This window comes from Microvirga sp. VF16, from assembly GCF_016864375.1.
GTDB lineage: Bacteria > Pseudomonadota > Alphaproteobacteria > Rhizobiales > Beijerinckiaceae > Microvirga.
In genome coordinates this window covers 1,514,530-1,539,730 of record NZ_CP069354.1, presented here as the reverse complement: position 1 = coordinate 1,539,730, position 25,201 = coordinate 1,514,530, and the positions used below count along the sequence as shown (strand labels likewise).

Genomic DNA, 25,201 nt, shown 5'->3' with positions numbered 1-25,201 from the left:
TGTTACTGAGTAACCCACTCTCCGCCCCGCATCAGCGGCTCTGCCCTTCCGTCCTGTGTGAGACCATCCACATCGATCTGATCGGACCCGATCATCCAGTCGATATGGATCAGGCTCTTGTTGGAGCCGTGCGAGGTGAGTTCGTCCTCACTCATGGAGCCGCCATTGCGGATACACTTGCTATAGGCCTGGCCCAGGGCGATGTGGCTCGAGGCATTCTCGTCGAACAGGGTGTTGAAGAAAAGAAGCCCGCTCTGCGAGATCGGCGAGGAATAAGGCACGAGGGCGACCTCGCCGAGGCGGCGTGCGCCCTCGTCCGTGTCGAGAACCTTGTTCAGCACGGCCTCGCCGGTGCGTGCCTTGCTCTCCACGATGCGCCCGCCCTCGAACCGCACCTGGATGTCTTGGATCAGGGTACCGTTATAGGAGAGCGGCTTGGTGCTGGTGACGATGCCATCGACCCGGTCCTTGTGCGGCGTGGTGAAGACCTCTTCGGTCGGGATGTTGGCGTTGCAGACGATGCCGTTCTTCGCCGCGGTCGAGCCGCCGTTCCATTCATGCCCGTCCGCGAGACCGACGCGCAGATCCGTGCCGGGGCCGCGGAAATGAAGGGCGGCATAGTTTTTCTCGTTGAGCATGCGCGTGCGCGCCTGGAGGCTCGCATTGTGCTTCTCCCATGCGGCGATGGGGTCCGGAGTATCGACGCGGGAGGCAGAGAAAATCGCCTGCCAGAGCTTGGCGACGGCCACCTCCTCCGGATCCTCCGGGAAGACCGTCCTGGCCCAGGCCGGCGTGGCGGCGGAGACGATGGTCCAGTTGATATCGAAGCCCGCGATCATGTTGAGCGCCGGCATATAAGCCTTGGAGCGGGCCCGGTTGGCACGGGAAACTTTTTCCGGATCCTCCTTAGCGAGCAGCGACGGGTCCTCGCCGACGATGGCGAGCCGGGCTGCACCGTTCTTGTAGGCGGCCGCCATGCCCTCATAGAGCCACGCCGGAGCCGCGTCGAAACCCTCGTTGCGCCCATGGCGGAAGCGCATGAGCGTGCTCTCCTCATCGGAGAAGATCGTCGTCACGAGAGAGGCACCGGCCTTGTAGGCATGCTCCGTGATGCGCCGCACCAGCGCGGCGGCGTCGAGCGGTGCGGTCACGACCAGCTCCTGTCCCGGCTTCAGCCCCAGCCCGACGCGGACGGCGACCTCCGCCAAGCGGTCGAGAAGCTTGGCATGGGACATGGCATCGGCCGGATTCCGGAATTGTTCGTTCATGGTCCTCGTCTCTCGAAGCTGAAAAAGTTGGCTGGAGAGGCTACACGGCTCCGCCACCGGTGCAACCTCGATGGGCAAAAATCTCACATATCCTACGGCTTTGCCGCACCAAGAGCCTCCGGATCGAAAGCGATGCTCTTGATGATGGCGTGGACGGAAAGCCCTGGAACAAGGCCAAGCTCGTGCACCGATTTGCAGGTCACGCGGGCGACAAGGCTATCGCCGCCGCAATCCAGCATCACGTCGACGCTCGGCCCGCTGATGTCGTCGATGGAGGAAATCTTTCCGGCTAGGACGTTCAACGCGCTCAGTCCCTCGGGCCGCTTCAGGGACAGGATGATGTCGCGCGCGCGAAGGCGCACGCGCAGCGTGGCCCCGATGGGACGATCGAGCCGCGGCACCATCAAGGCTCCGGCATTGGCCTGAAGCACGGTCAGATCGAAGGCGTCCTCATGTCTCAAGACCTTGGCCTCGATCAAGGCTCCGGCTTCCACCGGACCGGATTGCGCGAAAAGATTGGTATGCCGCAGGATTTCCGAAGCAGAGCCCAATGCCGTCACCCGTCCCTCGGACAGTGTGACGATGGATGTGGCAAGCCGCGCAATCTCGGCGACCGAATGGCTGACGAGAACGATGGGTACGCCACCCTCGTCGCGCAGCCGCTCGACATAGGGATAGATCTCGGCCTTTCTCGCATCGTCGAGAGAGGCGAGCGGCTCATCCATCAGGAGCAATTGCGGATCGGCCAGAAGGGCGCGCCCGATGGAAACCCGTTGCTTCTCGCCGCCTGATAACGTGGATGGCCGCCGGTCGAGCAGACGGCCGATGCCGAGAAGATCGACGACACCATCGAAGCTCGCTTCCCGCTCCCTCCCAGGCGTGAACCAGCGGCCGAAGAGAAGGTTCTGCCGTACGTTGAGATGCGGAAAGAGGCGTCCCTCCTGAAACACGTATCCGATCCGCCGCTTGTGCTTGGGAACGAAGATGCCCTTCCTCGTGTCGACGAGCATTTCACCCTGCACGACGATCCGTCCGTGATCTGGCCGGACGAGACCGCCGATGGCATTGACGATGGTCGTCTTGCCGGAGCCGGAAGGGCCGAACAGAGCCGTCAGCTTGCCATCGGACTGGAAGCGCGCCTGCAGCACGAATGCGCCCTGCTGATGCCGGATATCGACATCGAGGATCATCACGCATGAATCCGTGAACGCGCCCGCCGTGCCAGCCATTCGGAGCACCAGAGAGCAGCGATGGAAATGACGATGGAGACGAGCGTCAGCCGCATCGCACCGCCCTCGCCTCCCGGCACCTGCGTATAGGTATAGATGGCGCTCGGGATGGTCTGCGTCTCGCCGGGAATGTTGGACACGAAGGTGATCGTCGCGCCGAATTCGCCCATCGCCTTCGCGAACGACAGCACCATGCCGGCAATGATGCCGGGAACGATCAACGGCAGCGTCACGACGGCGAAGACCCAGACGGGATGCGCGCCCAATGTGCCGGCGGCATCCTCGAGCTTGCGGTCGACCGCTGCGATCGACAGGCGGATGGCGCGGACCATCAGCGGAAAGCCCATGATGGCGCAGGCCAACGCCGCTCCCGTCCAGCGAAACGACAGGACGATGCCGAATTGCTCGGCGAGAAATGAGCCGATGGGCCCGCGCCGTCCGAAACCGATCAGTAGGAACCAGCCAACCACCACCGGCGGCAGAACCAGCGGCAGGTGCACGAGAACATCAAGAATCTGCCGCCCCCAGAACCGGCCGCGCTCCAAAAGCAGCGCGACGGCAATGCCGGGAATGAGGCTTGCCGTCATCGCCACCAAGGCAACCTTCAGGCTCAGACGAACGGCCGTCCATTCTTCTGGGGAAAGCCAATCCGTCACGAACCGGAGGTCGCCTTCCCGACGAATGTAAAGCCCTGCTTGTCGAAGAACGGCTTGCTCTTGTCCGAGCGCAGGAAAGCCAGGAACGCCGGAGCATCAGGATTGGTCGAGTCCTTCGTGAGCGCAACCGGATACACGATCGGCGGATGGCTCTCTTCCGGAAACGTTGCGACGATGCTCACATTCGGATCGGAAACGGTATCGGTCTTGTAGACGATTCCGAGCGGCGCCTCGCCGCGGGACACGAGAAGGAGAGCGGCGCGCACATTATCTGCCTGCGCGACCCTGTCCTTCACGCCGTTCCAGGCGCCGAGATGCTCAAGCGCCGCCTTACCGTATTTTCCGGCAGGCACTGCATCCACGTGGCCCATCGCCAGTCGGTTGCTGCCGAGGATCGCGGCGAGATCGACCCCGGGCTGGAGCGCAACCTGCATTGTCGAGCCCTTGGGCGCGATGAGGACGAGAGAATTGCCGAGCAGGCTGACGCGGCTCTCGGGCCTGATCAGTCCCTTCGAGGCCAGATAATCCATCCAGTCGAGATCGGCGGAGAAGAAGAGATCCGCAGGAGCGCCGGACTCGATCTGCTTGGCCAGGGCATTGCTGGCGGCATAGGAGATGGTCACCCGCTTGCCGGTCTCGCGCATCCAGGCGGCGCTGGCATCGTCGAGCGCGTTCTTCAGGCTGGCGGCTGCGAAAACCACCACGTCTTTGGTCTGGGCCGAGGCCCCGCCAACCAGCGCGAAGCCTGAGAGAAACAGTCCGAGGACAATCCCTTTCGCAAATTTGCCGATTGAAGCTCGTCTCGAACGCATCTCCTGTCTCCCGCTCGGTGATGGTCTGCCGCGCAGGCATCCTAACGAACCTGGACAGGCCTTCAAGCTGGCCGCCGTCGTGGAGAGGGTTTCTTCACCAGGGAGCGGACTAGCCGGTAGCCAAGCAGCGCGGCCACGATAGCGGCATAGACGAGCGGCTCGGGCGGCCAGGACTTCACCACGAGCACGAAATGCAGGGCTGCGCCGATGGCCGCCACATAGACGAGGCGGTGCAGCTTTGCCCAGGCCTGCCCGCCCATGCGTCGGATCGCAGCGTTGTTGGAGGTCACCGCCAAGGGCACGAGAATGACGAAGGTCGCCATGCCGATGGTGATGTAGGGGCGCTTGATGATGTCGGCCACGATTGCCGCCATATCGAGGCCCTGATCGAGCACGAGATAAGTGGTGAGGTGCAGGGCCGCATAATAAAACGCGAGCAATCCGAGAGCCCGGCGATAGCGCAGCAGGTTGATGTTGAAGAGCTGGCGCAGCGGTGTCACTGTCAGGGTCGCGATCAGGAACCGCAGAGCCCAAAGGCCGAGCCCCTGCTCCAGATAGCGCATCGGATCGGCCCCGAGCTGATCGGTGATGCCGGCATAGAACAGCCAGATCGCCGGGATGAAACCGACGATATAGACGGCGATCTTCGGCACCTGAGGCAGCGCAAAGCTTTTCTTGTCTGCCTGAACGGAGGCTTGTCCCGCCATCAATAGAGCTTCCGAAGGTCCATGCCGTTATAGAGGCTCGCCACCTGCTCGGCATAGCCGTTGAACATCAAAGTCGGGCGACGCTTCACGAACAATCCGCCCTCCCCGATGCGCCGCTCGGTCGCCTGGCTCCAGCGCGGATGGTCCACGCTCGGGTTCACATTGGCGTAGAAGCCATATTCGCCCGGGGCCTGCTTGTTCCAGGACGTTTCCGGCTGCTTATCGACGAAGCTGATGCGCGTGATCGACTTGATGCCCTTGAAGCCGTATTTCCACGGCACCACGAGCCGGATCGGCGCGCCATTCTGGTTCGGTAGCGTCTCGCCATAGAGGCCGACCGCCAGGATGGCCAGCGGGTTCGTGGCCTCATCGAGACGCAGCCCCTCCACATACGGCCACTCGAGCACCGGAAAGATGGAATCCACCCCCGGCATCTCCTCCGGCCGATAGGCGGTCTCGAAGGCCACGTATTTCGCGCTCCCCAAAGGTTCCACGCGCTTGATCAGGTCTGCCAGCGGGAAGCCGACCCAGGGGATCACCATGGACCAGCCTTCGACGCAGCGCATGCGGTAGATGCGCTCCTCGAGAGCCGATGACTTGATGAGATCCTCGATCGCGAACTCGGCGGGCTTGCCGACCATGCCGTCGACCTTGACCGTCCATGGTGAGGTCTTGAGGGTGTGGGCCTTGGCCGCCGGGTCCTCCTTGCCGGTCCCGAACTCGTAATAATTGTTGTAGCTCGTGACATCCTCGCGGCTCGTCTTCTTCTCGTCCGTGGAGAAGGGACTCTTAGTGGCGGAGAGGGGTGCGGCCTCCAGGCCCTTGGGCAGGGCGGCCGCCAAGGCCAGCCCGGCCGCGCCGGCCATCCATTGGCGGCGGCTGAAATAGACCTCCCGAGGCGTGATTTCGGACGGCAGGATATCGGCAGGGCGACGGATCAGCACGGCATCAACCTCGTTTGAAACCCATTGTGAATGGGTACACCCGAGAACGCCAGAGATGCTCTCACGTTTCCGTTACAGTTTTTCTTCCAAAGCCTTATCGGGAGCTCAAGGCCTTGTAGCCCGGGCAAACCTTCTCGTGATTTCGCGCGGATTCGTGATCGCGGTCCCCACCACCACCGCGTGCGCCCCACACCTGAAAGCCTCGGCCACGAGCTCCGGCGTGTCGAAGCGCCCCTCGGCAATCACCGGCACCGGGAGTTCCGCCACGAGAGCGGACAGAAGCTCCAGGTCGGGCCCCTCGGTTTTGCGGGAAGCGGTTTCCTCCGTGTAGCCGGCCAGCGTGGTCGCAACATAGGTCGCGCCGGCCCCATGGGCGGCTCGCCCCTCCTCCAGGGTGGCGATGTCGGCAAAGACCTCCTTGCCAAGCTCGGTCCGAATACGTCCGATCAGGCGCTCCACGGGATCGCCGTTGCGCGGACGTGGCGTCGCATCGATGCCGATAATGTCGGCGCCCGCCTTCGCGATATGCTCAGCCTGCTCGAAGCCCGGCGTGATGTAGACCGGAAAGCGGTCGTCCCATACTTTGGAGATTCCGATGATCGGAAGCCGCGTCACGGCACGGATCGCCGCCACATCCGCCTCGCCATTGGCGCGAATGCCCCTGGCTCCGCCGGCCTCGGCCGCCTGCGCCATGGCGGACATGTAGACCGGGCCATGCAGCGGATTGTCGGCACGAGCCTGGCAGGAAACGACGAGCGCGCCTTTCGGAATCAGCATCTTTCGCCTCCTACTTCACCGCGCCGGCCGTCATGCCCTGGATGAACTGGCGCGACAGGGCGATGTAGAGAAGCGTGATGGGGGCCGCCGCGATGGTGAGGCCGGCAAACAGCATGCCCCAATCGGTGGTGTATTCGCCCATGAAGGTGGTGAGCCCCTGCGGCAGGGTCTTACGTGAATCGGTCTGGATGAAGACCAGTGGGAAGAAGAAGTCGTTCCAGATCGGCACCGCGTTCTGAATGGCAGCAATCGCCATAGGCGGACGCGCCAGCGGCAGCATGACCGACCACATGATGCGAGGCTCCGAGGCGCCGTCGATGCGCGCCGCATCCTCAAGCTCCGCCGGCAACGTACGCAGGAAGCCCGCCATGATGAACACGGTCGAGGGCAAACCGATGGCCGTATAGGTGACGATCAGGCTCCAGCGGCTGTCGAGCAGGCCGAGATCCCGCAGCAGGATGAAGAGCGGGATGACGGCGAGCTTTAAGGGCAGCATCAGCCCTGCCAGGAAGAACAGCAGGATGAAGGTGTTGGTGCGCGACTCGTAGCGTGCCACCGCATAGCCCGCCATGGTGCCGAGCACGAGGATCAGGATGATCGAGGTGCCCGTCACGAGGACCGAATTGACGAAATAAATCGGCATCGCGGTTTCGCCGAGCACTTTGGCGAAGTTCCCGACTTGCGTGAAATCGGGCAAGGCAAAGGGATGCTCGAAGATCTCGCCCGTCGTCTTGAAGGCGGAGAGCACCATCACCACGACCGGATAGAGCATGATGAAGGAGTTCGCGATCAGGATGACCTGAGCGAGCAACACGAAGGGAATCGCCTGACGCGTTGCCGGCGTATCGGAGGTGATGGCGGTCAAAACTGGATCTCCCGACGGCGCAGCCACAGGGTCAGCATGGACGCGAAGACGACGATGAAGAGGAAAAGAAGCGTGGCGAGAGCCGAGCCCAAACCGAAATTCTGGATGCTGGCGCTCTGGTTGCCGAAGGCCGTGCGGTAGAAGACAAGTCCCAGCACGTCCGTGGAGCCGAAGGGCGAACCGTCGAGACCCACCATTACGTAAGGGATCTCGAACCAGTTGAACGCGCCGATGAAGAGCAGCGTGAAGAGGATCGTGGTGCTCGGCGCTACCAGAGGCCACACGATATTCCTCAGAAGCTGCCATTCATTGGTGCCGTCGAGCCGCGCTGCCTCGATGACTTCCGGCGGGATGCGCTGCATGCCAGCGAGATAGACGAGAGCCGGGAAGCCGACGAAGTGCCAGGCATTGGCGAGGATGAGCGAACCGAGCGCCGTCGAGGAATCGCCGAGCCATGGCTTGGCCCAAGAATCGAGCCCCACCGAATAAAGTGCCTGGTTGACGATGCCGAAATTCGGATTGAGGAAAAGCTTCCAGAGGAAGCCGACGATGATCGTCGACAGCACCACCGGCACGAAGATCGCCACACGGTGGAAGCGGAAGCCGAAGGGCTCCTTGTAGAGAAGCCAGGCGAGGAAGAACCCGCCGCCATTCTGGATGATCATCAGCGCGACGAGCGCATAGACGTTGTGCAGGAAAGCGTTCCACACGACCGGCGCCATGGTGGCGCCGAACAGCACTTCCTTGAAATTCTTCAGGCCGACGAACTCGCCGCGTGCCAGCCCCTGCCAATCGTAGAAGGCATAGGCGAAGGCCGAGAGGATCGGATAGACCACAAACAACGACATGAAGACGATGGGCGGAACGACGAGAAACGCCACCCATAATTGGTGCTTCAGCGTGCGGGGCTGTTGGCGCGAGGCTTGCATAACATGCATTCTTTCAGGAAAAGGCGGCAGACCTCACGGCCCGCCGCCTCTTCGTCAGTGTCTTACTTCTGGAACGGCTTGTAGTAGGTCGCGATGCCCTTGTTGATCTCGGCCGCGGCCTGCTCGGGGGTCTGCTGGCCGGCGAGCATCTTCTGCACGTTCGACTGCAGCAGCACCGAACCGCTCGGCTCCTGATAGCGGAAGCGCACGAGCATCAGGTAGGACATGGAGTTCTCGGCGAGCTTCGCCACATCCTGCGTGATCGGATCCTCGATCTTGATGCCCTTGATCGGCGAGAGGTTCTTCAGCGTGTTGGTGAAGGCCGTGCCGTATTCCGGCGTGGCGAGGAAGCGCACGAACTTGAGCGCAGCGTCCTTCTTCTCGGTCTTCGCGTTCACTGCGTAGCCGCCATCGTAATAGGTGGCGATCAGCGCCTGGTCGCCCGCCTTCAGGACGGGAGCCGGGAACACGCCGAGATCGAGCGTCGGGTTCTGGTTCTTGAAGTTCGCCACCTCATAGGAGCCGCCCGCGAACATGGCTGCGCGACCCGCCACGAAGAGCTGCTGCGAGGATGGATAATCCACGCCGATGAAGTTCGGCGAGAAGTACTGGCTGATATCCTTCAGCTTGGCGAGCGCGCTGACGAAGCGCGGATCGGTGAAGTTCGCCTTGCCGGAAACGATGTCGGCTTCGAAGTCCTTGCCGAGCATGGACGAGAGCAGACCGCCGACAATCGTCTCGTTCTGCCAGGCCGTTGCCGTGCCGTTGGAGAACGGATTGATGTTCTTGGCCTTCAGCGCCTGAGCCAGCGTCATCATCTCGTCCCAAGTCTTCGGCGGGTTAAGGCCGTTATCCTTGAAGATCTTCTTATTGTAGACGACGAGCTGCGCCTGCATGGCGAACGGAACTGCATAGACCTTGCCGTCCGAACGCAGGGTCTCGGCCGCGAGCGCTGCTTCCGGGAAGTTCGCCAGTTCCGGCACGTTCTGCTTGTCGAGGGCGAGCAGGTAGCCGGGGGTCGCGATGGTCTCGAGGTTGCCATAGGCGCGCACCTGGATCACGTCCGGACCGCGGCCGGCGGCGAGCGCCGTCGACAGGATGGTCTGGTAGTTCTCGGGCGCGTAGGTCTCGAACTTCACGGTAATCCCAGGCTCCTTCGCCTGGAACTTCTTGATGACGTCCTGGTAGAAGGCCTTGTCTTCCTGGCGCCAGCTCCAGAAGGTCAGCTCGGTCTGGGCCATGGCGGCGGTGCCTGAGAGCAGGAAGCTGCCGGCGGCAGCGCCCATCAGAATGCGTCGGGTCAGTTTCATTTTGAGTTCCCTCATTGTTGAAGTCCTTGTCCTCCCACCGCGAAGCCTGCCTTTCCAACAGGCTCTGCGGAATTTCTTCAGCCCTTTGGCTCGGCTGCGATTACGAGAAAAGTTGCGTCGTCGTGGGTTTTAACACGAGGATAGGCGCCTGCCATAAGGTCGCTCCGCTCCCTTTCCCGCAATTCCTGCATCAGATCGCGTCCCCGGCCCGCAGCAAGCTGGGCATGAAGGGAGCGATCCGAATAAGCTTCGAAAACATCGACGAGCCGCATGAAGCCATCGGTCGCGAGCACGATAACCTCACCTGGCCCGACCTGTGCCTCGAACCGCAACTCGTGCCCGGCCCACGGGCGGAGCGGGCTCACGACCCAGTAGCCATCCGGCCTATTGAGCCTGGTCCGGTTCTCGAGAATCTGGCGTCGCACGGCTGCGGGGATGAAGCCCGGCTCATGCTCCTGAGCTCCCAGGGCGGCCAGTGTCTTCTTCTCGAATGGCTTCGCCCGCTCATCCGTCCACCGGACGATTCCATTTTCAGTCGGCACAAGGGCGATCACATCGCCCAGGAAGCGCCCCTGAATCCTGATGCTCTCGCCCTCCCCTGGCTCCACGCCGATCAGGCCGAGACAGGCTGAGGGGGGATGGTGATCGCCGATCTCGCCAATATGCTCCGTTTCCGTTCGGAAGGCTGACTCGATATCGGCCTCCAGGCGGCTCAGGACAGCGTCCGCCCTTCTCACGCCAGCCAAGGCCGTCAACCGGTTGTCGATCAGACCGGAAAGCCAGGCGGCGTCGCTCCCCCCGGACGTCAACTGCTCCTCCGACAGGCCCGTGGCGCCATCGATCACCCAGGCAAAGGGCCCGCGCAGGCCGATCCCGTCCTCATTGACACGGGAGCCTGGCAGGGACAGCCGGTCCAGGGACCGGAAACAGGGAATGGGGCCAGTTGCGTTCACAGCTTAACTGGTCTCATATTGGTCGCTTCGTGTCTATACTGGTCTTAAGGGCTTTTCACACCCTTCCTGGCACCCAAAAGTCTTACGCAGGGTCGGTTTGATCGAATCTGAGCCTTAAGCGTTAGTGCTTTGATCAACCTATCGGTGAAGGAAGAGCCATGGTCACTCTGGAAATAGCCGGCAGAGCGGTTGCCGTGACGAACGCAGATGAGGGGCAAGCCCGCGAACTCTTTCTCAGCGAGAGCTTTAAAGATGACCTGAAGTCGTTTAAGAGCGAGGGCCGCTCCCTCTGGGACGGCTCAGCTGCCTTGACGACACGGCCCGCATCGGAAGACGAGATCGATGCCTTCTATGAGGCCCTGGACGAAGAGGACGAGGTCGAAGACGACGAAGACTATGACGACGACCTCGATATCGATGTCGTGTTCCTGGTGTCCATCGACGAAATAGACGACGCCGCTGCCTCCGGCTGATCATCCTTATTCGGAGCCCTCGCCGGCTCCCCAGACACGGTTCAGCCACACCCTCATGCCCTTTCCCAAGACCAATCCCAGCCTCGAACGCGCCCTTTCCGATCGAGGCTACAACGATCCGACCCCCGTCCAGGCGGCCGTTCTGCAGCCGGACGCGCTTGATCACGATCTGCTCGTTTCCGCCCAAACTGGCTCGGGCAAGACCGTCGCCTATGGCCTCGCCATGGCGTCCACTCTCCTGGGCGATGCCGAGCGCTTCGATGCGCCGCGCGAACCGCTCGCCCTGATCATCGCCCCGACCCGCGAACTCGCCCTCCAGGTCAACCGGGAGCTCATCTGGCTCTATGGCCCGGCCGGCGCACGCGTCGCCTCCTGCGTCGGCGGCATGGATGTCCGCCGCGAGCAGCGAGCACTCGCCGATGGCTGCCATATCGTCGTCGGCACGCCGGGCCGCCTGCGCGACCACCTGGAACGCGGGCGTCTCGACACTTCGAAGATGCGCGTCGTGGTGCTCGACGAGGCCGACGAGATGCTCGATCTCGGCTTCCGCGAGGATCTGGAGTTCATCCTCGACGCCACGCCGGAAGAGCGCCGCACGCTCCTATTCTCGGCAACCTTGCCGAAGAACATCATTACCCTGGCACGGCGCTATCAGCGCGAGGCGCATCGCATCGACACCTTGGTCGAGAACGAGCCCCACGGCGACATCGAATACCGCGCGCTCAGGATCGCACCCAATGAAGTCGAGCATGCGGTTGTCAACGTACTGCGTTTCTACGAGAGCCGTGGCGCCATGGTGTTCTGCCATACTCGTGAGGCGGTACGGCATCTGCATGCCAGCCTGATCGAACGCGGTTTCGCGGCGGTCGCCCTCTCCGGTGAGCTGACCCAGAACGAACGCAGCAACGCCCTGCAGTCGCTACGCGACGGGCGCGCCCGGGTCTGTGTGGCCACCGACGTCGCCGCCCGCGGCATCGACCTGCCCGATCTCGGCCTTGTCATCCATTTCGATCTGCCGAACGACCACGAGACGCTTCTGCACCGCAGCGGCCGCACGGGCCGCGCCGGGCGCAAGGGCACTTGCGTGATGCTCGTGCCCTATACGCGCCGCCGCAAAGCCGAGAGGCTGGTGGATATGGCAGGCGTGGACGTGACCTGGGCCGGCCCGCCCTCCGCGGACGAGATTCGCCTGCGCGACCGGGAACGGCTGATGCAGGATCCGATCTTCACCGAGGAGACGACGGAGGAAGATCTCTCCATGGCGCGGGCGCTCCTCGCAGAGCGTTCGGCTGAAGAGATCGCCAATGCGCTGGTGCGCTTCAACCGTTCGCGGCTGCCCGCCCCCGAGGAGATCGTGGATACGGGCCCAGATCGCGAACCGCGCCAGCGCAAGGACAAGCGCGAGCGGCAGGATGAGCGCCTGCGCGGCTTCAAGGACAGAGGCCGGGATTCTTCTGAGGGCGGGTTCGAGCGCTCGTCCGAGGACATGGTGTGGTTCCGTATGAGCGTCGGACGGCGCAACAATGCCGACCCCCGCTGGCTCCTGCCGATCATCTGCCGTCTGGGCCACGTGACGAAGAAGGAGATCGGTTCGATCAAGATCTTCGACCGCGAGACGAAGTTCGAGATCGCCAAGTCTCACGCGCCGAAATTTGCCTCCGCCGTGCGCAAGACCAACGACGAGGACATCCGGATCGAGCCCGCCGATGCCGGTCCCGGCAAGCCCCGTGACATGAAGCCTCGTGACAGCAAGCCCTGGGATAAGCCGAAAGGGAAAGGTCCAAAGGAACGGGGCGGGCCTCCCCCGCACAAGAGATCGAAGGACAGCAAGAGTCCGAATGATCACAAGCGCCCGAAGGACAAGAAGCGGTCATCGGACAAGCGCTCCTAATCGATACATCAGGCCGGGACATGTCCCGGCCTGATTTATTTCATTGCTTAGCGCATTGTGCGGACCTGAGGGGCCCCAACAGTCAAAAGTGGATCCAGTTCCCCGAAAGAAGGCTCCAAAGGCGTAAGGAGCGACGCTACTCCGGCTTCTTCATTCCCTTGAGCACTGCGCCGGCGAGCGGCACGAGCAGACTCGGAAGAACGGAGTCGAGCGGGTGGCGCACGAAACCGACCACCGCTTCCCGGACACCGCGAACCTCATCACGAAACTCCGCAAGCTGCTGCTGGATGGCTTGTGCATCCGTCTCGAGAGCCTGCAGCGCGGTGTTTCGCACCTCCAAAGCCAGTTCCATCTCCCGCCCTGGCTTCGATCGCTGAGCAATCACCAGCAACACGACCGCCAGCAGAAGATTGGCAAGTCCGATCAAAGCGGCCGCCCAGATCGGACCCCAGGCCTGCTCCAGCGCGAAGAACAGGGAGAGATTGCCCATCAGGAAAGCGAAGACACCCAGCAGAGCGGCAACGCCCCGCAGGGAGGAGCGGGTCATCATCTGCCGGACGCGAATATCCGCAATGATTGATTCCGCACGCCATAGGATGCGCAGATTGCGGGCGACGTTGTCCATCATGGCCTCACGCTCTCACCATCGATCGCCCAACCGCGACGCCCAGCACGAAGGCCGCCAGGGTCGATGCCAATTGATGTTCCTTCAGGAAATCCTCGACGCTTTCCATATGTTCGGACAGCATCTTTCCCAATTCGCGCAACTGCTCTTCACATTCGACTTTTCCGCCGAGCGCCTTCGCAGCCGGAGCGTTATCCTTCGGCGGGGCCTGCTCCGTCCTGGTTGCATCTCGCCGAGACTCCGAGGTCTTGCGAAGATCCGCATGCAACATGTCGAGCTCGTTATGGAGGTCCGATGCTTTCGCCATGATCAAAGCGCCTTTCGGATCCTGGTGAAAGCGTCCCTGAGCTCGGATGCCAGAATTTTCACTGCGTCGCTCACGTCCTTGGCACTCTTGTCGAGTTCCGCCCTGCTCTCGAAGCTGCTCCAGCGCTGCTCGATCTCGAACCATTCGTCCTGCATGTCCTTTGAGCCGAGATGGATCTTGAGCTTGATCTCATCGCGGGTGCGCTTGAGGTCCTCAACAAGTCTTGCGAAATCCGGCATGATCTTGGTCCTTGCAAAGGCATTTCATCCGACAGGCGGACACAGGGCGATTAGCCGGGACCGTTCGTCGCAGCATTGATCTCAGTCAAGAAACGGCCAAGCTGAGAGAGTGAGTTGTCCTGAATGCATCGCTTGCAATATTGCATTGCAGCAAACATATTGTGCGCCGCAACATAGTCCCCATATGAGGCGTTAAGCTTTGAGATAACTCCTTACCGAAAGGGCCCCGCCATCATGCAGCGCTTAGGGCAGATGATTCGCCAATTGGCTCATTACCGACGCCAATGGGAAACCATGATGAAGGCGTCGAGTGCGGCCGCCACCGCGTTCGAGAGTTCATCGATGCCAAGCCGGCTGACGGAGGTCACCGGTTTTGGCTCCAATCCCGGCAACCTGCGAATGCTGACTTACGTTCCGGAAGACCTTCCGCTCTCGCCGGCTCTCGTGGTCGTCCTGCATGGATGCACGCAGACGGCTTCCGGATACGATCGCGGCTCAGGCTGGTCGGCGCTCGCGGATCGCTATGGATTCGTTCTTCTCTATGCGGAACAGCAGGAGGCCAACAATCCGAAGCGGTGCTTCAACTGGTTTCAACTCGGCGACATCGAACGCAACCGCGGCGAGGCTCACTCGATCCGACAGATGGTCGACCACGCCGTTCAGCAACATGGTGTCGATCGCAGCCGTATCTTCGTCACCGGACTCTCGGCCGGCGGAGCGATGACCGCAACCATGCTCGCAGCCTATCCGGAAGTGTTCGCCGGCGGGGCCATCATCGCGGGCCTTCCCTATCGCTGCGCCACCAGCGTTCCGGAGGCCTTCGAGTGTATGTTCCAGGGCCAGACGCGCACGGCAGACGAGTGGGGCGACCTCGTGCGAAGCGCCTCCACCCACGAGGGCCCTTGGCCGAAGATCTCCGTCTGGCACGGCAGCGCCGATGCGACGGTCAAACCGATGAATGCAGGTGAAATCATCAAGCAATGGACGAACATCCATGGTCTTCAAGCCGATCCGAGCCACAGCGATATCGTGAACGGCTATCCCAGGCGCGCCTGGACCGATGCGGCAGGCGAGGAGGTCATCGAGGAATACGTCATCACCGGCATGGCGCATGGCACACCGCTGGCCATCGGCAACGATGAAAACAGCTACGGCGCAGCAGGCCCCTTTCTTCTCGATGTCGGCATATCATCGAGCTATCAGATTGCGAAATTCTGGGGGCTGACGAAGTCAGCCGGAAGCAAGACCTGGGATCGTCCGGAACCTAAACGCACTCTGCAAGAACGCACTCTGCAAGGAGCGGAAACAGTTCTTCACGTTTTTCCGGCTGAGGCGGAAGCGCCGAAAGCGGAGGCTGCCGCACGCAAGCCGCAGCAGCAGAGCCGGCAATCGGCCTCCTCGCATCTGGACATCGGCTCGGTGATCACGAAGGCCCTCAGGGCGGCAGGCCTGATGAAGTGAGCGCCTCGGAGTCGGGAGCAGCGTCGGCGCCTCTAGGAGCCAAGCGTCACTTGGCGCTTGGCTCGTTAGGGTTTCTTCTCCTGGCTCAGCAGATCCTCCTGCCTGCGCCGTTCGCCCGTGATGCAGTTCATGCTTCCTAGCTGGGTCGGGACGATCAGGGATCGCTTGTCATCGATTCCTGCGATCTCGCGCATGATCTTCGTTCGAACAACCATGGCGAATTGTTCGGGATCGTGCAGAGGCAGCACGAAGGAACCGACACCGCCGATGACGCATTCCTTGAAGTAGAGATCAAGATCCTCTAGCTCCGTGCTGCCCGAGGCTCGCTTGAACATGATCGGCAGGCCGTTGATGATGATGCCGTCCGCAACGGCCTCATCGCGCGCATAGACGACGTGGCGGCCATCGTTGTTGGGGCCGTCTCCCGATATGTCGATGACACGGCGAACCGGAGCGCCGCCCAATTGCTCGAAGAGCTTGCGGCTGTGGTCGATGATGCCGGAGATCGAAGTCATTCCCGCCTGACGAATGGGCTGATAGGCAAGCTGGTTGGAAAATGACCTCGCCTTCTCAGGGCTATCGATGACCGTCCAGGGCACGATGACCCTTTGGTCCTTCACACCTGACCATTCGACATAAGTGACGGCAATGCGGCCATGCGGCCCATTCTCGACAGCCTCATGGACGAGAGACGAACGGAATGCGTCGATGAAGCCTTCACGCTGAATGCCCTGTTCCTCGCTCTCCATGGATGACGAGACATCGACTGCAATGACGAGAGCAACATCGAGCTGGGTTTCCGGAACGCTGGGGCTGCCCGCAAGAACATCACCGGCCAGCAGAAAAAACGCGAGAGTACTCAGGAACCTATTCGCCATGATCACCTCCGCTCCCAGCCCTCGATCCGTCGACCGCTGCCAAGTTTATTGTCTGTCAACGCTCCAATCCGGCTTTTGATGCTTCGGCCGAGCGGCTTCTGGCTCTACTGCGGCGATTGGCGCCAAGGTGCCGTGAAAGCGGCCAAGTTGAGAAATACCGGCCCTGAGGAAACGTAACAAAATCCACTCTCTATACGCAGAGCAGACAGGGGGTGGGCGTTTCGGGTAAAAATCTCTTACGCTACGCAAGGGGCAAACAATGAAACCGGATATGGACCTGATCGGCGCTCTCACCAGCTTCTCCGTCGGCACCCTCGATGGCCGCGATGCGATGATGGTGATCGAACTCGCGACCACGCCTGAGGAATACGAGCGCGGCATTCGCCGCCAGATGCCTGTCGCCATGACGCCCGAGCATGCCCGGGAGCTCGGCGAAGCACTGCTGCTGGCAGCCAAGGCCGCCCAGATGGGCGAGGCCCCGAGCTACGCGTTCAACTGATCCTCGTTCTCTGTCGGGAATCGTCTTCGATCCGGGTCCTCACCGGCAGGCCCGGTAGGATCCCATGTCGAAATGGAAATGATCGTGGTGAGCCTCATTATAGTCGGGGCTGAGCACGACATCGAAGAAGTTGCACGCTCCACCTCTCAGGGCGCGCAGGAACGCCACCCGGTGCGCGTTGCTCCCCGCCCAGTCGGCCTTCACTGTAATCTGCTGCCCATCCGCCAGAACGAAGCCGGCGATGTCGATGGCATTGGCGGTCGCATGCTCGCTGCGCCGGCCGCCCGCACGATGATTGACATTACGGCAGGCATAAGTGCCGAAATGCGTGACCCGCGCCACGTTCTGCCCGAAATGCTGCCGCGCGGCCGGACGTAAGGTATGTGCCTCGAACAGCGCCCAGGCCACCGCGAGCGGGCAGGTCGCCGTGAACTCTTGGTTCAAGCCCACCGAGGATCTCGACACTTCAACGGCATCGGAGAGACCGCATCCCTGCTCCATGGCACGATCCGGCACGGATCTGTGCGAGACGGACGCTTCCCTCAGAACCGCACGGCATTGCGCGCCATCCCGCTCGAGACGGGAGAGCTTGAGACGCGTCAGCCAGCTGACATCGTCGGCGATGCGCAAGGGCGTGAATGGATTGAGGCGGTTTGGAATTGCAATGACCTCGCCCCAGATCAATCCGCCGACGATCCCGAGCCCCAGGAGGATCGAAAGAGCCAACCGACCGAGAATGACCCGGGCGATTCGCGAGCGGCGCTGCGGTTGGGGCTGATCAGTCTGCACAACTCTGTTCTAGCGCGTCGCAAGGAAAAGTGGATCCGGTTTTCGCTGACGTGGCCCTTAGGGTCGGTGACGCGGACCTCCGGCTCCGCTCCCAACAATGCGCTCTTCAAGAGCTGGAGCATCGGACCCAGCTGAGAGAGACAGCCGGACCGCCCCTGAAACGGAGATGCCCGATCCCGGCAAGAGGATACGCGTCCATAAACAAAAAGAGCAAGGCAGGTAGCCTGCCTTGCTCTTTGCATCGAACCAACTGCTCGATTGATCGGAAAACACGCGAGGCGGTTTTCCATGCGCCGGAAGATTAGATGGCTTCCTTGAGGTCCTTGGCCGCGCGGAAGGCGATCTTCTTCGAGGCCTTGATCTTCACCGGCTCGCCGGTCTGAGGATTGCGGCCCATGCGAGCGGCGCGCTTGCGCACCTGCAGGATGCCGAGGCCGGACAGGCGAATCTTGTCACCCTTCTTCAGGCTCTTGGTGATCATCTCGACCACCTGGGTCATCAGCTCGTTAGCTTGGCGCTTGGGAAGCTCGTGCAGCTCGGAGATCTTCTCTGCGATGTGGCGCAGCGTCAGGATCGGAGACGACGCCGAGGAGGAAGCCTTCGCGACCTTCTTCACAGACGCCTTCTTCGCCGGTGCCTTCGCAGCCTTTGCAGGTGCCTTGGCAGCCTTCGATGCCTTTGCTGCAGCCTTCGGCGCCGCGGCCTTCTTGGCCGGAGCCTTCTTGGAAACTTTGGTTGCAGTCTTGGCCATCAGAAACTCCTTTGTAGATGGTGAATGCGTAAGACAGCAGAATCTCCATAACGCGTTCAGCCAAGAATTAAAGATGGCAAAGCTCGGTTTCCGCATAATAGTAAGAATTACTTGTCGATTTCTCGTCAATTCGGGCCTGATTGCTGCCTCTAGGGCCCTAATGGTGCTCTGCAGCCAAACCCTGAACGAGGCCGGAGCGGCTTGAATGCAAAGAAACATCACTGGCAGAACGGCTTCTTGAAGATCGGAGGCGAGTTATCCCGTGATTGCCTGACCTTTTCGGGTACTTAGGGGCTGGACATCAGTGGAAAATTTGATGTCACTTCCCCTGTCGCAAAATGGCAGCTTTGCGGGTATTGGATCGATTAACGAGCTTAAGCTCGCCACATTCGGGAAACGCCACGGTGAAAACATGACAAAGGTCGCCTGCATCGGAGAGTGCATGATCGAGCTTCGGGAGGAGGCCGACGGCCGGCTATCCCGCGGCTATGGCGGCGACACGTTCAACACCGCCGTCTATCTGGCTCGCCTGGGAACCCAGACCGACTACATCACCGCGCTCGGCGACGACAGCTGGAGCGAGGAGCTGATCGCGGCCTGGAACGCAGAAGGCGTTGGGACACAACGCGTGCTGCGCCTGCCGGGGCGTCTTCCGGGACTCTACATCATCCAGACCGATCCGAAAGGCGAACGCCGATTCTCCTACTGGCGCGAGTCTGCTGCCGCACGCCTGCTGTTCCAGGCGCCTGAAGCCGAGAATATCATTGATGCTATCGGCACATACGACCTCATCTATCTCTCAGGCATCTCCCTTTCTCTGTACGGAGACAATGGACGGGAACGCCTGTTCAACGTGCTTCGCGCCGCGCGGTCCAAAGGCGGGCGCGTGGCTTTCGACACGAACTTCCGCCCGCGCGGCTGGCCCGATCCGGACATCGCTCGGGCTGCCTTCCGTCAGGCCTTTGAGCATGCCGACATTATTCTCGCCTCGACTGAAGACCTCGATCTCCTCTTCGGCAAGAGCGGTGTGGATAAACTCCTGGCCTTCTCCGACAGGGCCGAAATCGTGCTCAAATATCCCGATCTGACCTGCCGTGTCCTGTCGCAAGGTGAGGATATCGTCGTGCCGGGCGAGTCTGCCGACGATGTGGTCGACACCACGGCGGCCGGCGACAGCTTCGCGGCGGCCTATCTGAACGCGCGCCTGTCAGGCAAGGGCCCACAAGCTGCTGCTGCGGCAGGCCACCGCCTTGCCGGCCAGGTCGTGCGCTACCGCGGCGCGATCATCCCGCGCGACGCAATGCCATAAGCCTTTCTTGCCAATCTCCACACGAGGAGTTCCTCCCATGCCTCAAGACCAGAAGGACCTCGCCGGCTCCCGCAACAAGAAGCTCGCCGACCTCCTCCGCGCCGGTCCTATCGTTCCGGTCATCACGCTCGAGCGTGTGGAGGATGCGGTTCCCCTCGCCCAGGCTCTCGTGGCGGGCGGCTTGCGGCTGCTGGAGATCACTTTGCGCACGCCGGCGGCGGCGGATTCGGCAGCCGCCATCATCAAGGAAGTTCCGGACGCCATCGTCGGCATCGGGACCGTGCTGACCCCGAAGGATCTGGAGCGCGCGCAGTCGCTCGGCGCACGCTATGCCTTGAGCCCGGGCGCGACACCGGACCTGCTCGAAGCAGCAAGCCGGAGCGAGATGCCGTTCATTCCCGGCATCGCTACAGCGTCCGAACTCATGGCGGCCCTCGCCCACGGCTTCCAGACCGTCAAGTTCTTTCCGGCCGTTGCAGCCGGCGGCATTCCGGCACTGAAGGCTCTCGCGGGCCCCTTCCCGCAGGCACGCTTCTGCCCGACAGGCGGCATCGACGAGAAGAACGCCCGCGACTGGCTGGCCCTGTCGAATGTGGTGGCCGTCGGCGGATCGTGGGTGTGCCAGACCTCCGACATCCGCGCTCAGGCCTGGGGCGAGATCACAGCGAAGGCGCAACGCGCAGTCATGTCCGTGAAGGAATGATCCTAGCGCATCGTGCGGACCCGAAGGGCCGCGCCCAAGGATGCGCCAGCCAAGAGAAGGAGCATCGGACCCAGAAGTGGACCCCACTTCTGGGTCCGATGCTCTAGGGCCGGCATAGTCGCTGACATTTCGTAGGATTGTCAGGCCCTTCCCCCTTGGTGATACTCCTCACCAAGGGGAGGAAAGATAGTGGTCTCGACGATCTACGACACGAACCTCGACAAGAACCCGGCGAATTATCAGCCGCTGACGCCGCTTTCCTTCCTGGAACGTGCAGCAAGCGTCCATCCGGACCGCCCGGCTGTGATTCATGGGGCCCTGAAGCGCAATTATCGTGACCTCTATGCCCGCTCCCGACGTTTGGCCTCGGCCCTCGCCCAGCGCGGGATCGGACGCGGCGACACGGTGTCGGTCATGCTCCCCAACACGCCGGCCATGCTCGAATGCCATTACGGCGTGCCCATGGCCGGCGCGGTGCTCAACACGCTGAACACCCGCCTCGACGCCAAGATCATCGCCTTTTCGCTTGAGCACAGCGAAGCCAAGGTGCTGATCACGGACCGGGAATTTTCGGCCACCATCAAGGCGGCCCTTGAGCTGTCCTCGGTCAAACCCCTCGTCATCGATTACGACGATCCGGAATTCACCGGCCCCGGCGAACGGCTTGGCACCATGGAATATGAGGAGTTCCTCGCCGCAGGCGATCCGAACTTCGCCTGGAGCCCGCCGCATGACGAGTGGGATGCGATCACCCTGAACTATACGTCCGGCACCACTGGCGATCCGAAAGGCGTGGTCTATCACCATCGCGGCGCCTATCTCCTCGCCTTGGGCAACATCCTCACCGCCGGCATGGGACAGCACCCGGTCTATCTGTGGACGCTTCCCATGTTCCACTGCAACGGCTGGTGCTTCCCCTGGTCGCTCTCCATCGTCGCGGGCACCCATGTCTGCCTGCGCACCGTGCGGGCGAAGCCCATGTATGACGCGCTCGCCGACCATAACGTCACGCACCTGTGCGGCGCACCGATCGTCATGTCGACACTGCTCAACGCGCCCGATCCCGAGAAGCGCTCCCTGCCCCACACGGTCAAATTCATGACCGCCGCGGCCCCGCCGCCGGAAGCCGTGCTCGCCGCAATGAAGGCTGCAGGCTTCGACGTGACGCATCTCTACGGCCTGACGGAGGTCTATGGTCCGGCGGTCGTCAACGAATGGCATGAAGAGTGGGATGTGCTCGACTCGGGCGGCTATGCGGCGAAGAAGGCCCGTCAGGGCGTGCGTTATCCGGTGCTTGAAGCGCTTGACGTGCTCGATCCGGAAACCATGCAGCCGGTACCTGCAGATGGCCGAACCCTCGGCGAGGTCATGTTCCGCGGCAACGTGGTGATGAAGGGCTATCTCAAGAACCCGTCCGGCACGACGAAGGCCTTCGAGGGTGGCTGGTTCCATTCCGGCGATCTCGGTGTGAAATATCCTGACGGCTATGTGCAGCTGAAGGACCGCTCCAAGGACATCATCATTTCCGGCGGCGAGAATATCTCCTCCATCGAGGTGGAGGATGCTCTCTACAAGCATCCCGCCATCCAGGCCGCGGCCGTCGTGGCGATGCCGGATGAAAAATGGGGCGAGACGCCCTGCGCCTTTGTGGAACTGAAGCCCGATCAGTCAGTCTCGGCGGAGGACATCATTGCATGGTGCCGCCAGCACTTGGCGTCCTACAAGTGCCCGCGCACCGTGATCTTCACGGAGCTCCCGAAAACCTCCACTGGCAAGATCCAGAAATTCCAGCTGCGCGAGATGGCACGGGCTCACAAGGCAACGAGTTGAAGACGAGGCGCTTAATCAACGTCCCTTCCAGACGGGTTTGCGCTTCGCGATGAAGGCATCGATGCCCTCGGCAGCATCTTCCGCCATCATGTTGCAGGCCATGACATTGCCCGCATAGGCGTAGGCCTCCTCCAGGCCCATGGAGCGCTGACGGCTGAACATGGCCTTGCCCGTGCGGATCGCGACAGGGCTCTTGGCGCAGATGTCGGATGACAACGCGGCAACGGCGCGGTCAAGCTCCGCATCCGGCGCGATTCTGTTGATGAGACCGAAGGACAGAGCCTCAGTGGCTGAAATGAAACGTCCCGTCACCAACATGTCGAAGGCATGCTTGGGCGATACGTTACGGGAGAGCGCCACGGCCGGCGTGGAACAGAAAAGCCCCACATTGATGCCGGAAACGGCAAAGGTTGCGCTCTCCGCGGCAACGGCGAGATCGCAGGAGGCGACCAGCTGGCAACCCGCGGCCGTCGCCATGCCGTGCACGCGGGCGATCACCGGCACGGGTAGATTGACGATGCCCTGCATGACCCGGCTGCATTGCGCGAAGAGCGCCTCATAGTAGCCCTGACGCGGATTGGCGCGCATCTGCTTGAGATCGTGCCCCGCACAGAAGGCCCTGCCGGAAGCGGCAAGCACAACGCAGCGAACCGCCTCATCTACCTTCAGATCGTCCAGCGCACCTTGAAGCGCCGTCAGCATTTCCTCGGACAGGGCATTGAACTGGGCCGGGCGGTTTAGCGTGAGCGTCACTACCCCATCCCGATCCTCGCGCAGCAGAATGTCGTCGCCGGATATGGCCTGCTGAGCACTCATGGGCATTCTCCTCCGGATCGTTCCAGGAATGTTGTTCGCAGGATCCAACCCGAATAAGCTCGATCTGACAATAAGACCCTTGAACGACACCATCCTACAGGGTCCAGACAACGAGGTGCCTTTCGTGAGCAAGCCGCCCATCAGCCGCTTTCCCGTTCCCGAGATTGCCGACCTGCCGGAGGATATCCACACGCGCATCCTCGCGGTCCAGGAAAAATCGGGCTTCGTGCCGAACGTCTTTCTGGTGCTGGCTCATCGCCCGGACGAGTTCCGCGCCTTCTTCGCCTATCACGACGCCCTGATGGACAAGCCCGGCAATCTGACGAAGGCCGAGCGCGAGATGATCGTAGTGGCGACAAGCAACGCCAATCAGTGCCAATATTGCGTCATCGCCCATGGGGCGATCCTGCGGATCCGGGCCAAGAACCCGCTGATCGCCGATCAGCTCGCCATCAATTACCGCAAGGCCGACATCACACCTCGGCAGAAAGCGATGCTGGATTTCGCCATGAAGGTATCGTTGGAAGCCTATGCCGTCGGCGACGCCGACATCGCGGCTCTGAGCCTACACGATTTCACGGAAGACGACGTGTGGGACATCGCCGCCATTGCCGCCTTCTTCGCCATGTCGAACCGTCTCGCCAATGTCACCAGCATGCGGCCGAACGACGAGTTCTATACGCTCGGCCGGGGTTAAGCGGAAAGCACCTTGCCCGGATTGAGCAGGTTATCGGGATCCAGCGCCCGCTTGAGCGTGCGGGCGAGTTCCATCTCGGTTGGGGCGCGATAGCGCGCGAGCTCGCCGACCCGGTACTGGCCGATGCCGTGCTCCGCCGAGATGCTGCCGCCGAAAGCCGCCACCACATCATGCACGATGCGGTTCACGACGCCTGAATCATGGCTGGCGTCGACGAGCACATTATAATGGATGTTGCCGTCGCCAAGATGCCCGAAGGCGTTCACGCGCGTGCCCGGGGCTCCGGCAGCGAGCGCCTCCCCTGCCTCGATGAGGAAGCGCGGAACCTCGGTGAGCGGAACGGAGACATCGTGCTTGACGCTCTTGCCCTCCCGCGCCTCGGATTCCGTCACATGCTCGCGCAGCGCCCAGAGCTGGGCCGCCTGTGCGCCTGATTCGGCAATGACGCCATCGAGCGCGATCTCCTGCTCGAAGGCCGCGCCCAGCATCGTCTCGGCCGCTTCGCGCAGGCCCGCGAGACTGGACGCCGCCTCGATCAGCACGAACCAATCGCCCTCGGCGATGGGAGCCTTCAGGCCGGCATGCCGGGCAACGAGTTGCATGGAGGTGGCCGAGATCAGCTCGAAGGCCGAGATCTGATCGCCCAATTCGTCCTGGGCGAGTGCGAGAAGCCGCAGGGCCGCTGCGGGATCGGCCACCGAGAGCAGCGCGGTCACGGAATGCTTCGGCCGCGGCAGAAGCCGTAAGATCGCCGCCGTCACGATTCCGAGCGTGCCCTCGCTGCCGATGAAGAGCTGCTTCCAATCATAGCCCGCATTGTCCTTGCGCAGCTTCCGCAGGCCATTGGCGATGGTGCCGTCCGGCAGCACCACCTCGAGGCCAAGCACGAGGCTGCGGGTCATGCCGTATCGCAGCACGTTCACGCCGCCCGCATTGGCCGCGACTACGCCCCCGATGGTGGCCGAGCCCTCAGCCGCCAGGCTGATCGGTAGCAGGCGCCCTGCAGCCGCGGCGGCATCCTGCGCCACTTTCAGAATGCACCCGGCCTCCGCCTCGATGGTCAAGCCGACCGGATCGACATTGCGGATGGCGGCCATGCGGTTGAGAGACAAGATAACCTGCGTGCCTGAAGCATCTGGCACCGCGCCGCCGGCGAGCCCCGTATTGCCGCCCTGCGGGACGATGGCCGCCCCCGCCTCACGGCAGATCCGCACGATCGCGGCGACCTGCTCGGTCGAGGACGGACGGACGACACAGGCCGGCTTGCCCGGAAAGAGCTTGCGCCAGTCGACGGCATAGGGCTCGAGATCCGGCCCTTCGGTGATGACGGCCGAAGGGCCAAGAAGCCCCGTCAGGCGCTGCAGCAGGTCCGTGGGCTTGGTCATCGAAAAATCCCTCGCGGCTTCGACCACCGCTCCTGACCGATCAGGGCGCAATCGTCAACGTGGAACCGCGAGGAACATATCGGCGAGAAGGACGCAGC

At 62.2% G+C, this 25,201-nt stretch carries 27 protein-coding genes; 8 read left to right on the top strand and 19 right to left on the bottom strand.

The features are described 5' to 3' along the window. Positions 1–2 precede the first annotated feature (2 nt). From JO965_RS07380 to JO965_RS07330, 11 genes are all read right to left on the bottom strand, one after another. Positions 3–1,268, bottom strand: coding sequence for an aminopeptidase (locus JO965_RS07380; protein WP_203443036.1), 1,266 nt, complete (start codon positions 1,266–1,268; stop codon positions 3–5). A 92-nt stretch (positions 1,269–1,360) separates the two neighbouring features. After that, the gene (gene modC, locus JO965_RS07375; protein ID WP_203444098.1) at positions 1,361–2,458 is read right to left on the bottom strand and encodes a molybdenum ABC transporter ATP-binding protein; all 1,098 of its coding nucleotides are present in this window, start codon (positions 2,456–2,458) and stop codon (positions 1,361–1,363) included. Further along, positions 2,458–3,153, bottom strand: a complete 696-nt coding sequence (modB, locus tag JO965_RS07370; protein ID WP_203443035.1) for a molybdate ABC transporter permease subunit — start codon at positions 3,151–3,153, stop codon at positions 2,458–2,460. Before modB ends, modC begins: the two co-directional genes overlap by 1 nt. Continuing rightward, positions 3,150–3,965, bottom strand: a complete 816-nt coding sequence (gene modA, locus JO965_RS07365; RefSeq protein ID WP_203443034.1) for a molybdate ABC transporter substrate-binding protein — start codon at positions 3,963–3,965, stop codon at positions 3,150–3,152. Before modA ends, modB begins: the two co-directional genes overlap by 4 nt. A gap of 62 nt (positions 3,966–4,027) precedes the next feature. Continuing rightward, positions 4,028–4,672 carry a protein-methionine-sulfoxide reductase heme-binding subunit MsrQ gene (msrQ, locus tag JO965_RS07360; protein ID WP_203443033.1) on the bottom strand — a complete coding sequence of 215 codons (645 nt, stop codon included), beginning with the start codon at positions 4,670–4,672 and terminating at the stop codon, positions 4,028–4,030. Beyond that, positions 4,672–5,616, bottom strand: coding sequence for a protein-methionine-sulfoxide reductase catalytic subunit MsrP (gene msrP, locus JO965_RS07355; protein WP_203443032.1), 945 nt, complete (start codon positions 5,614–5,616; stop codon positions 4,672–4,674). The genes msrQ and msrP overlap by 1 nt, the downstream gene beginning before the upstream one ends. A 105-nt stretch (positions 5,617–5,721) precedes the next feature. Beyond that, entirely contained in the window at positions 5,722–6,393 is a 672-nt protein-coding gene (locus JO965_RS07350) for an N-acetylmannosamine-6-phosphate 2-epimerase (RefSeq protein WP_203443031.1), read from the bottom strand. A gap of 10 nt (positions 6,394–6,403) precedes the next feature. Further along, positions 6,404–7,258: a carbohydrate ABC transporter permease gene (locus JO965_RS07345; protein ID WP_203443030.1), complete on the bottom strand. Its 855-nt coding sequence runs from the start codon at positions 7,256–7,258 to the stop codon at positions 6,404–6,406. After that, positions 7,255–8,187, bottom strand: a complete 933-nt coding sequence (locus JO965_RS07340; protein ID WP_203443029.1) for a carbohydrate ABC transporter permease — start codon at positions 8,185–8,187, stop codon at positions 7,255–7,257. Before JO965_RS07340 ends, JO965_RS07345 begins: the two co-directional genes overlap by 4 nt. Before the next feature lie 62 nt (positions 8,188–8,249). Continuing rightward, positions 8,250–9,497 carry an extracellular solute-binding protein gene (locus tag JO965_RS07335; RefSeq protein WP_203443028.1) on the bottom strand — a complete coding sequence of 416 codons (1,248 nt, stop codon included), beginning with the start codon at positions 9,495–9,497 and terminating at the stop codon, positions 8,250–8,252. Positions 9,498–9,574: 77 nt separating this feature from the next. Continuing rightward, positions 9,575–10,450, bottom strand: a complete 876-nt coding sequence (locus tag JO965_RS07330; RefSeq protein ID WP_203443027.1) for a hypothetical protein — start codon at positions 10,448–10,450, stop codon at positions 9,575–9,577. 158 nt (positions 10,451–10,608) lie between these two features. On the opposite strand from JO965_RS07330, the gene JO965_RS07325 reads away from it, so the two are divergent. Together JO965_RS07325 and JO965_RS07320 are read left to right on the top strand one after the other, a co-directional pair. After that, the gene (locus tag JO965_RS07325; protein ID WP_203443026.1) at positions 10,609–10,923 is read left to right on the top strand and encodes a hypothetical protein; all 315 of its coding nucleotides are present in this window, start codon (positions 10,609–10,611) and stop codon (positions 10,921–10,923) included. Between the two features lie 55 nt (positions 10,924–10,978). Continuing rightward, a complete protein-coding gene (locus tag JO965_RS07320) occupies positions 10,979–12,814 on the top strand; it encodes a DEAD/DEAH box helicase (protein ID WP_203443025.1) in 1,836 nt (611 codons plus the stop codon). A 136-nt stretch (positions 12,815–12,950) separates the two neighbouring features. Here JO965_RS07320 and JO965_RS07315 read toward each other — a convergent pair whose 3' ends face one another. From JO965_RS07315 to JO965_RS07305, 3 genes are read right to left on the bottom strand one after another with little or no spacing between them, the layout of a single operon-like run. After that, complete coding sequence (locus JO965_RS07315) at positions 12,951–13,442, bottom strand: phage holin family protein (protein ID WP_203443024.1); 492 nt, start codon at positions 13,440–13,442, stop codon at positions 12,951–12,953. Positions 13,443–13,446: 4 nt separating this feature from the next. Continuing rightward, the gene (locus JO965_RS07310; protein WP_203443023.1) at positions 13,447–13,746 is read right to left on the bottom strand and encodes a hypothetical protein; all 300 of its coding nucleotides are present in this window, start codon (positions 13,744–13,746) and stop codon (positions 13,447–13,449) included. Positions 13,747–13,748: 2 nt separating this feature from the next. Next, positions 13,749–13,985 carry a hypothetical protein gene (locus JO965_RS07305; RefSeq protein ID WP_203443022.1) on the bottom strand — a complete coding sequence of 79 codons (237 nt, stop codon included), beginning with the start codon at positions 13,983–13,985 and terminating at the stop codon, positions 13,749–13,751. Positions 13,986–14,219: 234 nt separating this feature from the next. Between JO965_RS07305 and JO965_RS07300 the strand changes: the two genes are divergently transcribed. Then, positions 14,220–15,446, top strand: coding sequence for a PHB depolymerase family esterase (locus JO965_RS07300; protein ID WP_203443021.1), 1,227 nt, complete (start codon positions 14,220–14,222; stop codon positions 15,444–15,446). 65 nt (positions 15,447–15,511) lie between these two features. Here the strand turns inward: JO965_RS07300 and JO965_RS07295 are convergent, their stop codons facing one another. After that, the gene (locus JO965_RS07295) at positions 15,512–16,324 is read right to left on the bottom strand and encodes a DUF1194 domain-containing protein (RefSeq protein ID WP_203443020.1); all 813 of its coding nucleotides are present in this window, start codon (positions 16,322–16,324) and stop codon (positions 15,512–15,514) included. A 259-nt stretch (positions 16,325–16,583) separates the two neighbouring features. On the opposite strand from JO965_RS07295, the gene JO965_RS07290 reads away from it, so the two are divergent. Beyond that, positions 16,584–16,823, top strand: coding sequence for a hypothetical protein (locus JO965_RS07290; RefSeq protein WP_203443019.1), 240 nt, complete (start codon positions 16,584–16,586; stop codon positions 16,821–16,823). Positions 16,824–16,862: 39 nt separating this feature from the next. Here JO965_RS07290 and JO965_RS07285 read toward each other — a convergent pair whose 3' ends face one another. Then, the gene (locus JO965_RS07285; RefSeq protein WP_203443018.1) at positions 16,863–17,612 is read right to left on the bottom strand and encodes an extensin family protein; all 750 of its coding nucleotides are present in this window, start codon (positions 17,610–17,612) and stop codon (positions 16,863–16,865) included. 301 nt (positions 17,613–17,913) lie between these two features. Further along, positions 17,914–18,228 (bottom strand): HU family DNA-binding protein, encoded by a 315-nt coding sequence (locus JO965_RS07280; protein WP_203444097.1) that lies wholly within the window; start codon positions 18,226–18,228, stop codon positions 17,914–17,916. Between the two features lie 577 nt (positions 18,229–18,805). Here JO965_RS07280 and JO965_RS07275 point away from each other — a divergent pair. The 3 genes from JO965_RS07275 to JO965_RS07265 all read left to right on the top strand — a co-directional run bounded on the left by JO965_RS07275 (position 18,806) and on the right by JO965_RS07265 (position 22,205). Next, the gene (locus tag JO965_RS07275) at positions 18,806–19,672 is read left to right on the top strand and encodes a sugar kinase (protein ID WP_246776772.1); all 867 of its coding nucleotides are present in this window, start codon (positions 18,806–18,808) and stop codon (positions 19,670–19,672) included. A gap of 37 nt (positions 19,673–19,709) precedes the next feature. Further along, complete coding sequence (eda, locus tag JO965_RS07270; RefSeq protein ID WP_203443017.1) at positions 19,710–20,375, top strand: bifunctional 4-hydroxy-2-oxoglutarate aldolase/2-dehydro-3-deoxy-phosphogluconate aldolase; 666 nt, start codon at positions 19,710–19,712, stop codon at positions 20,373–20,375. A gap of 186 nt (positions 20,376–20,561) precedes the next feature. Beyond that, positions 20,562–22,205, top strand: coding sequence for an acyl-CoA synthetase (locus tag JO965_RS07265; RefSeq protein WP_203444095.1), 1,644 nt, complete (start codon positions 20,562–20,564; stop codon positions 22,203–22,205). Between the two features lie 15 nt (positions 22,206–22,220). On the opposite strand, the gene JO965_RS07260 is transcribed toward JO965_RS07265, so the two are convergent. Beyond that, positions 22,221–23,021: an enoyl-CoA hydratase gene (locus JO965_RS07260; RefSeq protein ID WP_203443016.1), complete on the bottom strand. Its 801-nt coding sequence runs from the start codon at positions 23,019–23,021 to the stop codon at positions 22,221–22,223. Positions 23,022–23,145: 124 nt separating this feature from the next. Here JO965_RS07260 and JO965_RS07255 point away from each other — a divergent pair, with 124 nt between their 5' ends. Continuing rightward, a complete protein-coding gene (locus JO965_RS07255; protein WP_203443015.1) occupies positions 23,146–23,718 on the top strand; it encodes a peroxidase-related enzyme in 573 nt (190 codons plus the stop codon). Here the strand turns inward: JO965_RS07255 and JO965_RS07250 are convergent. Continuing rightward, positions 23,715–25,103, bottom strand: coding sequence for an FAD-binding oxidoreductase (locus tag JO965_RS07250; protein WP_203443014.1), 1,389 nt, complete (start codon positions 25,101–25,103; stop codon positions 23,715–23,717). The two genes, JO965_RS07255 and JO965_RS07250, sit on opposite strands and share 4 nt — an antisense overlap. Positions 25,104–25,201: the final 98 nt, after the last annotated feature.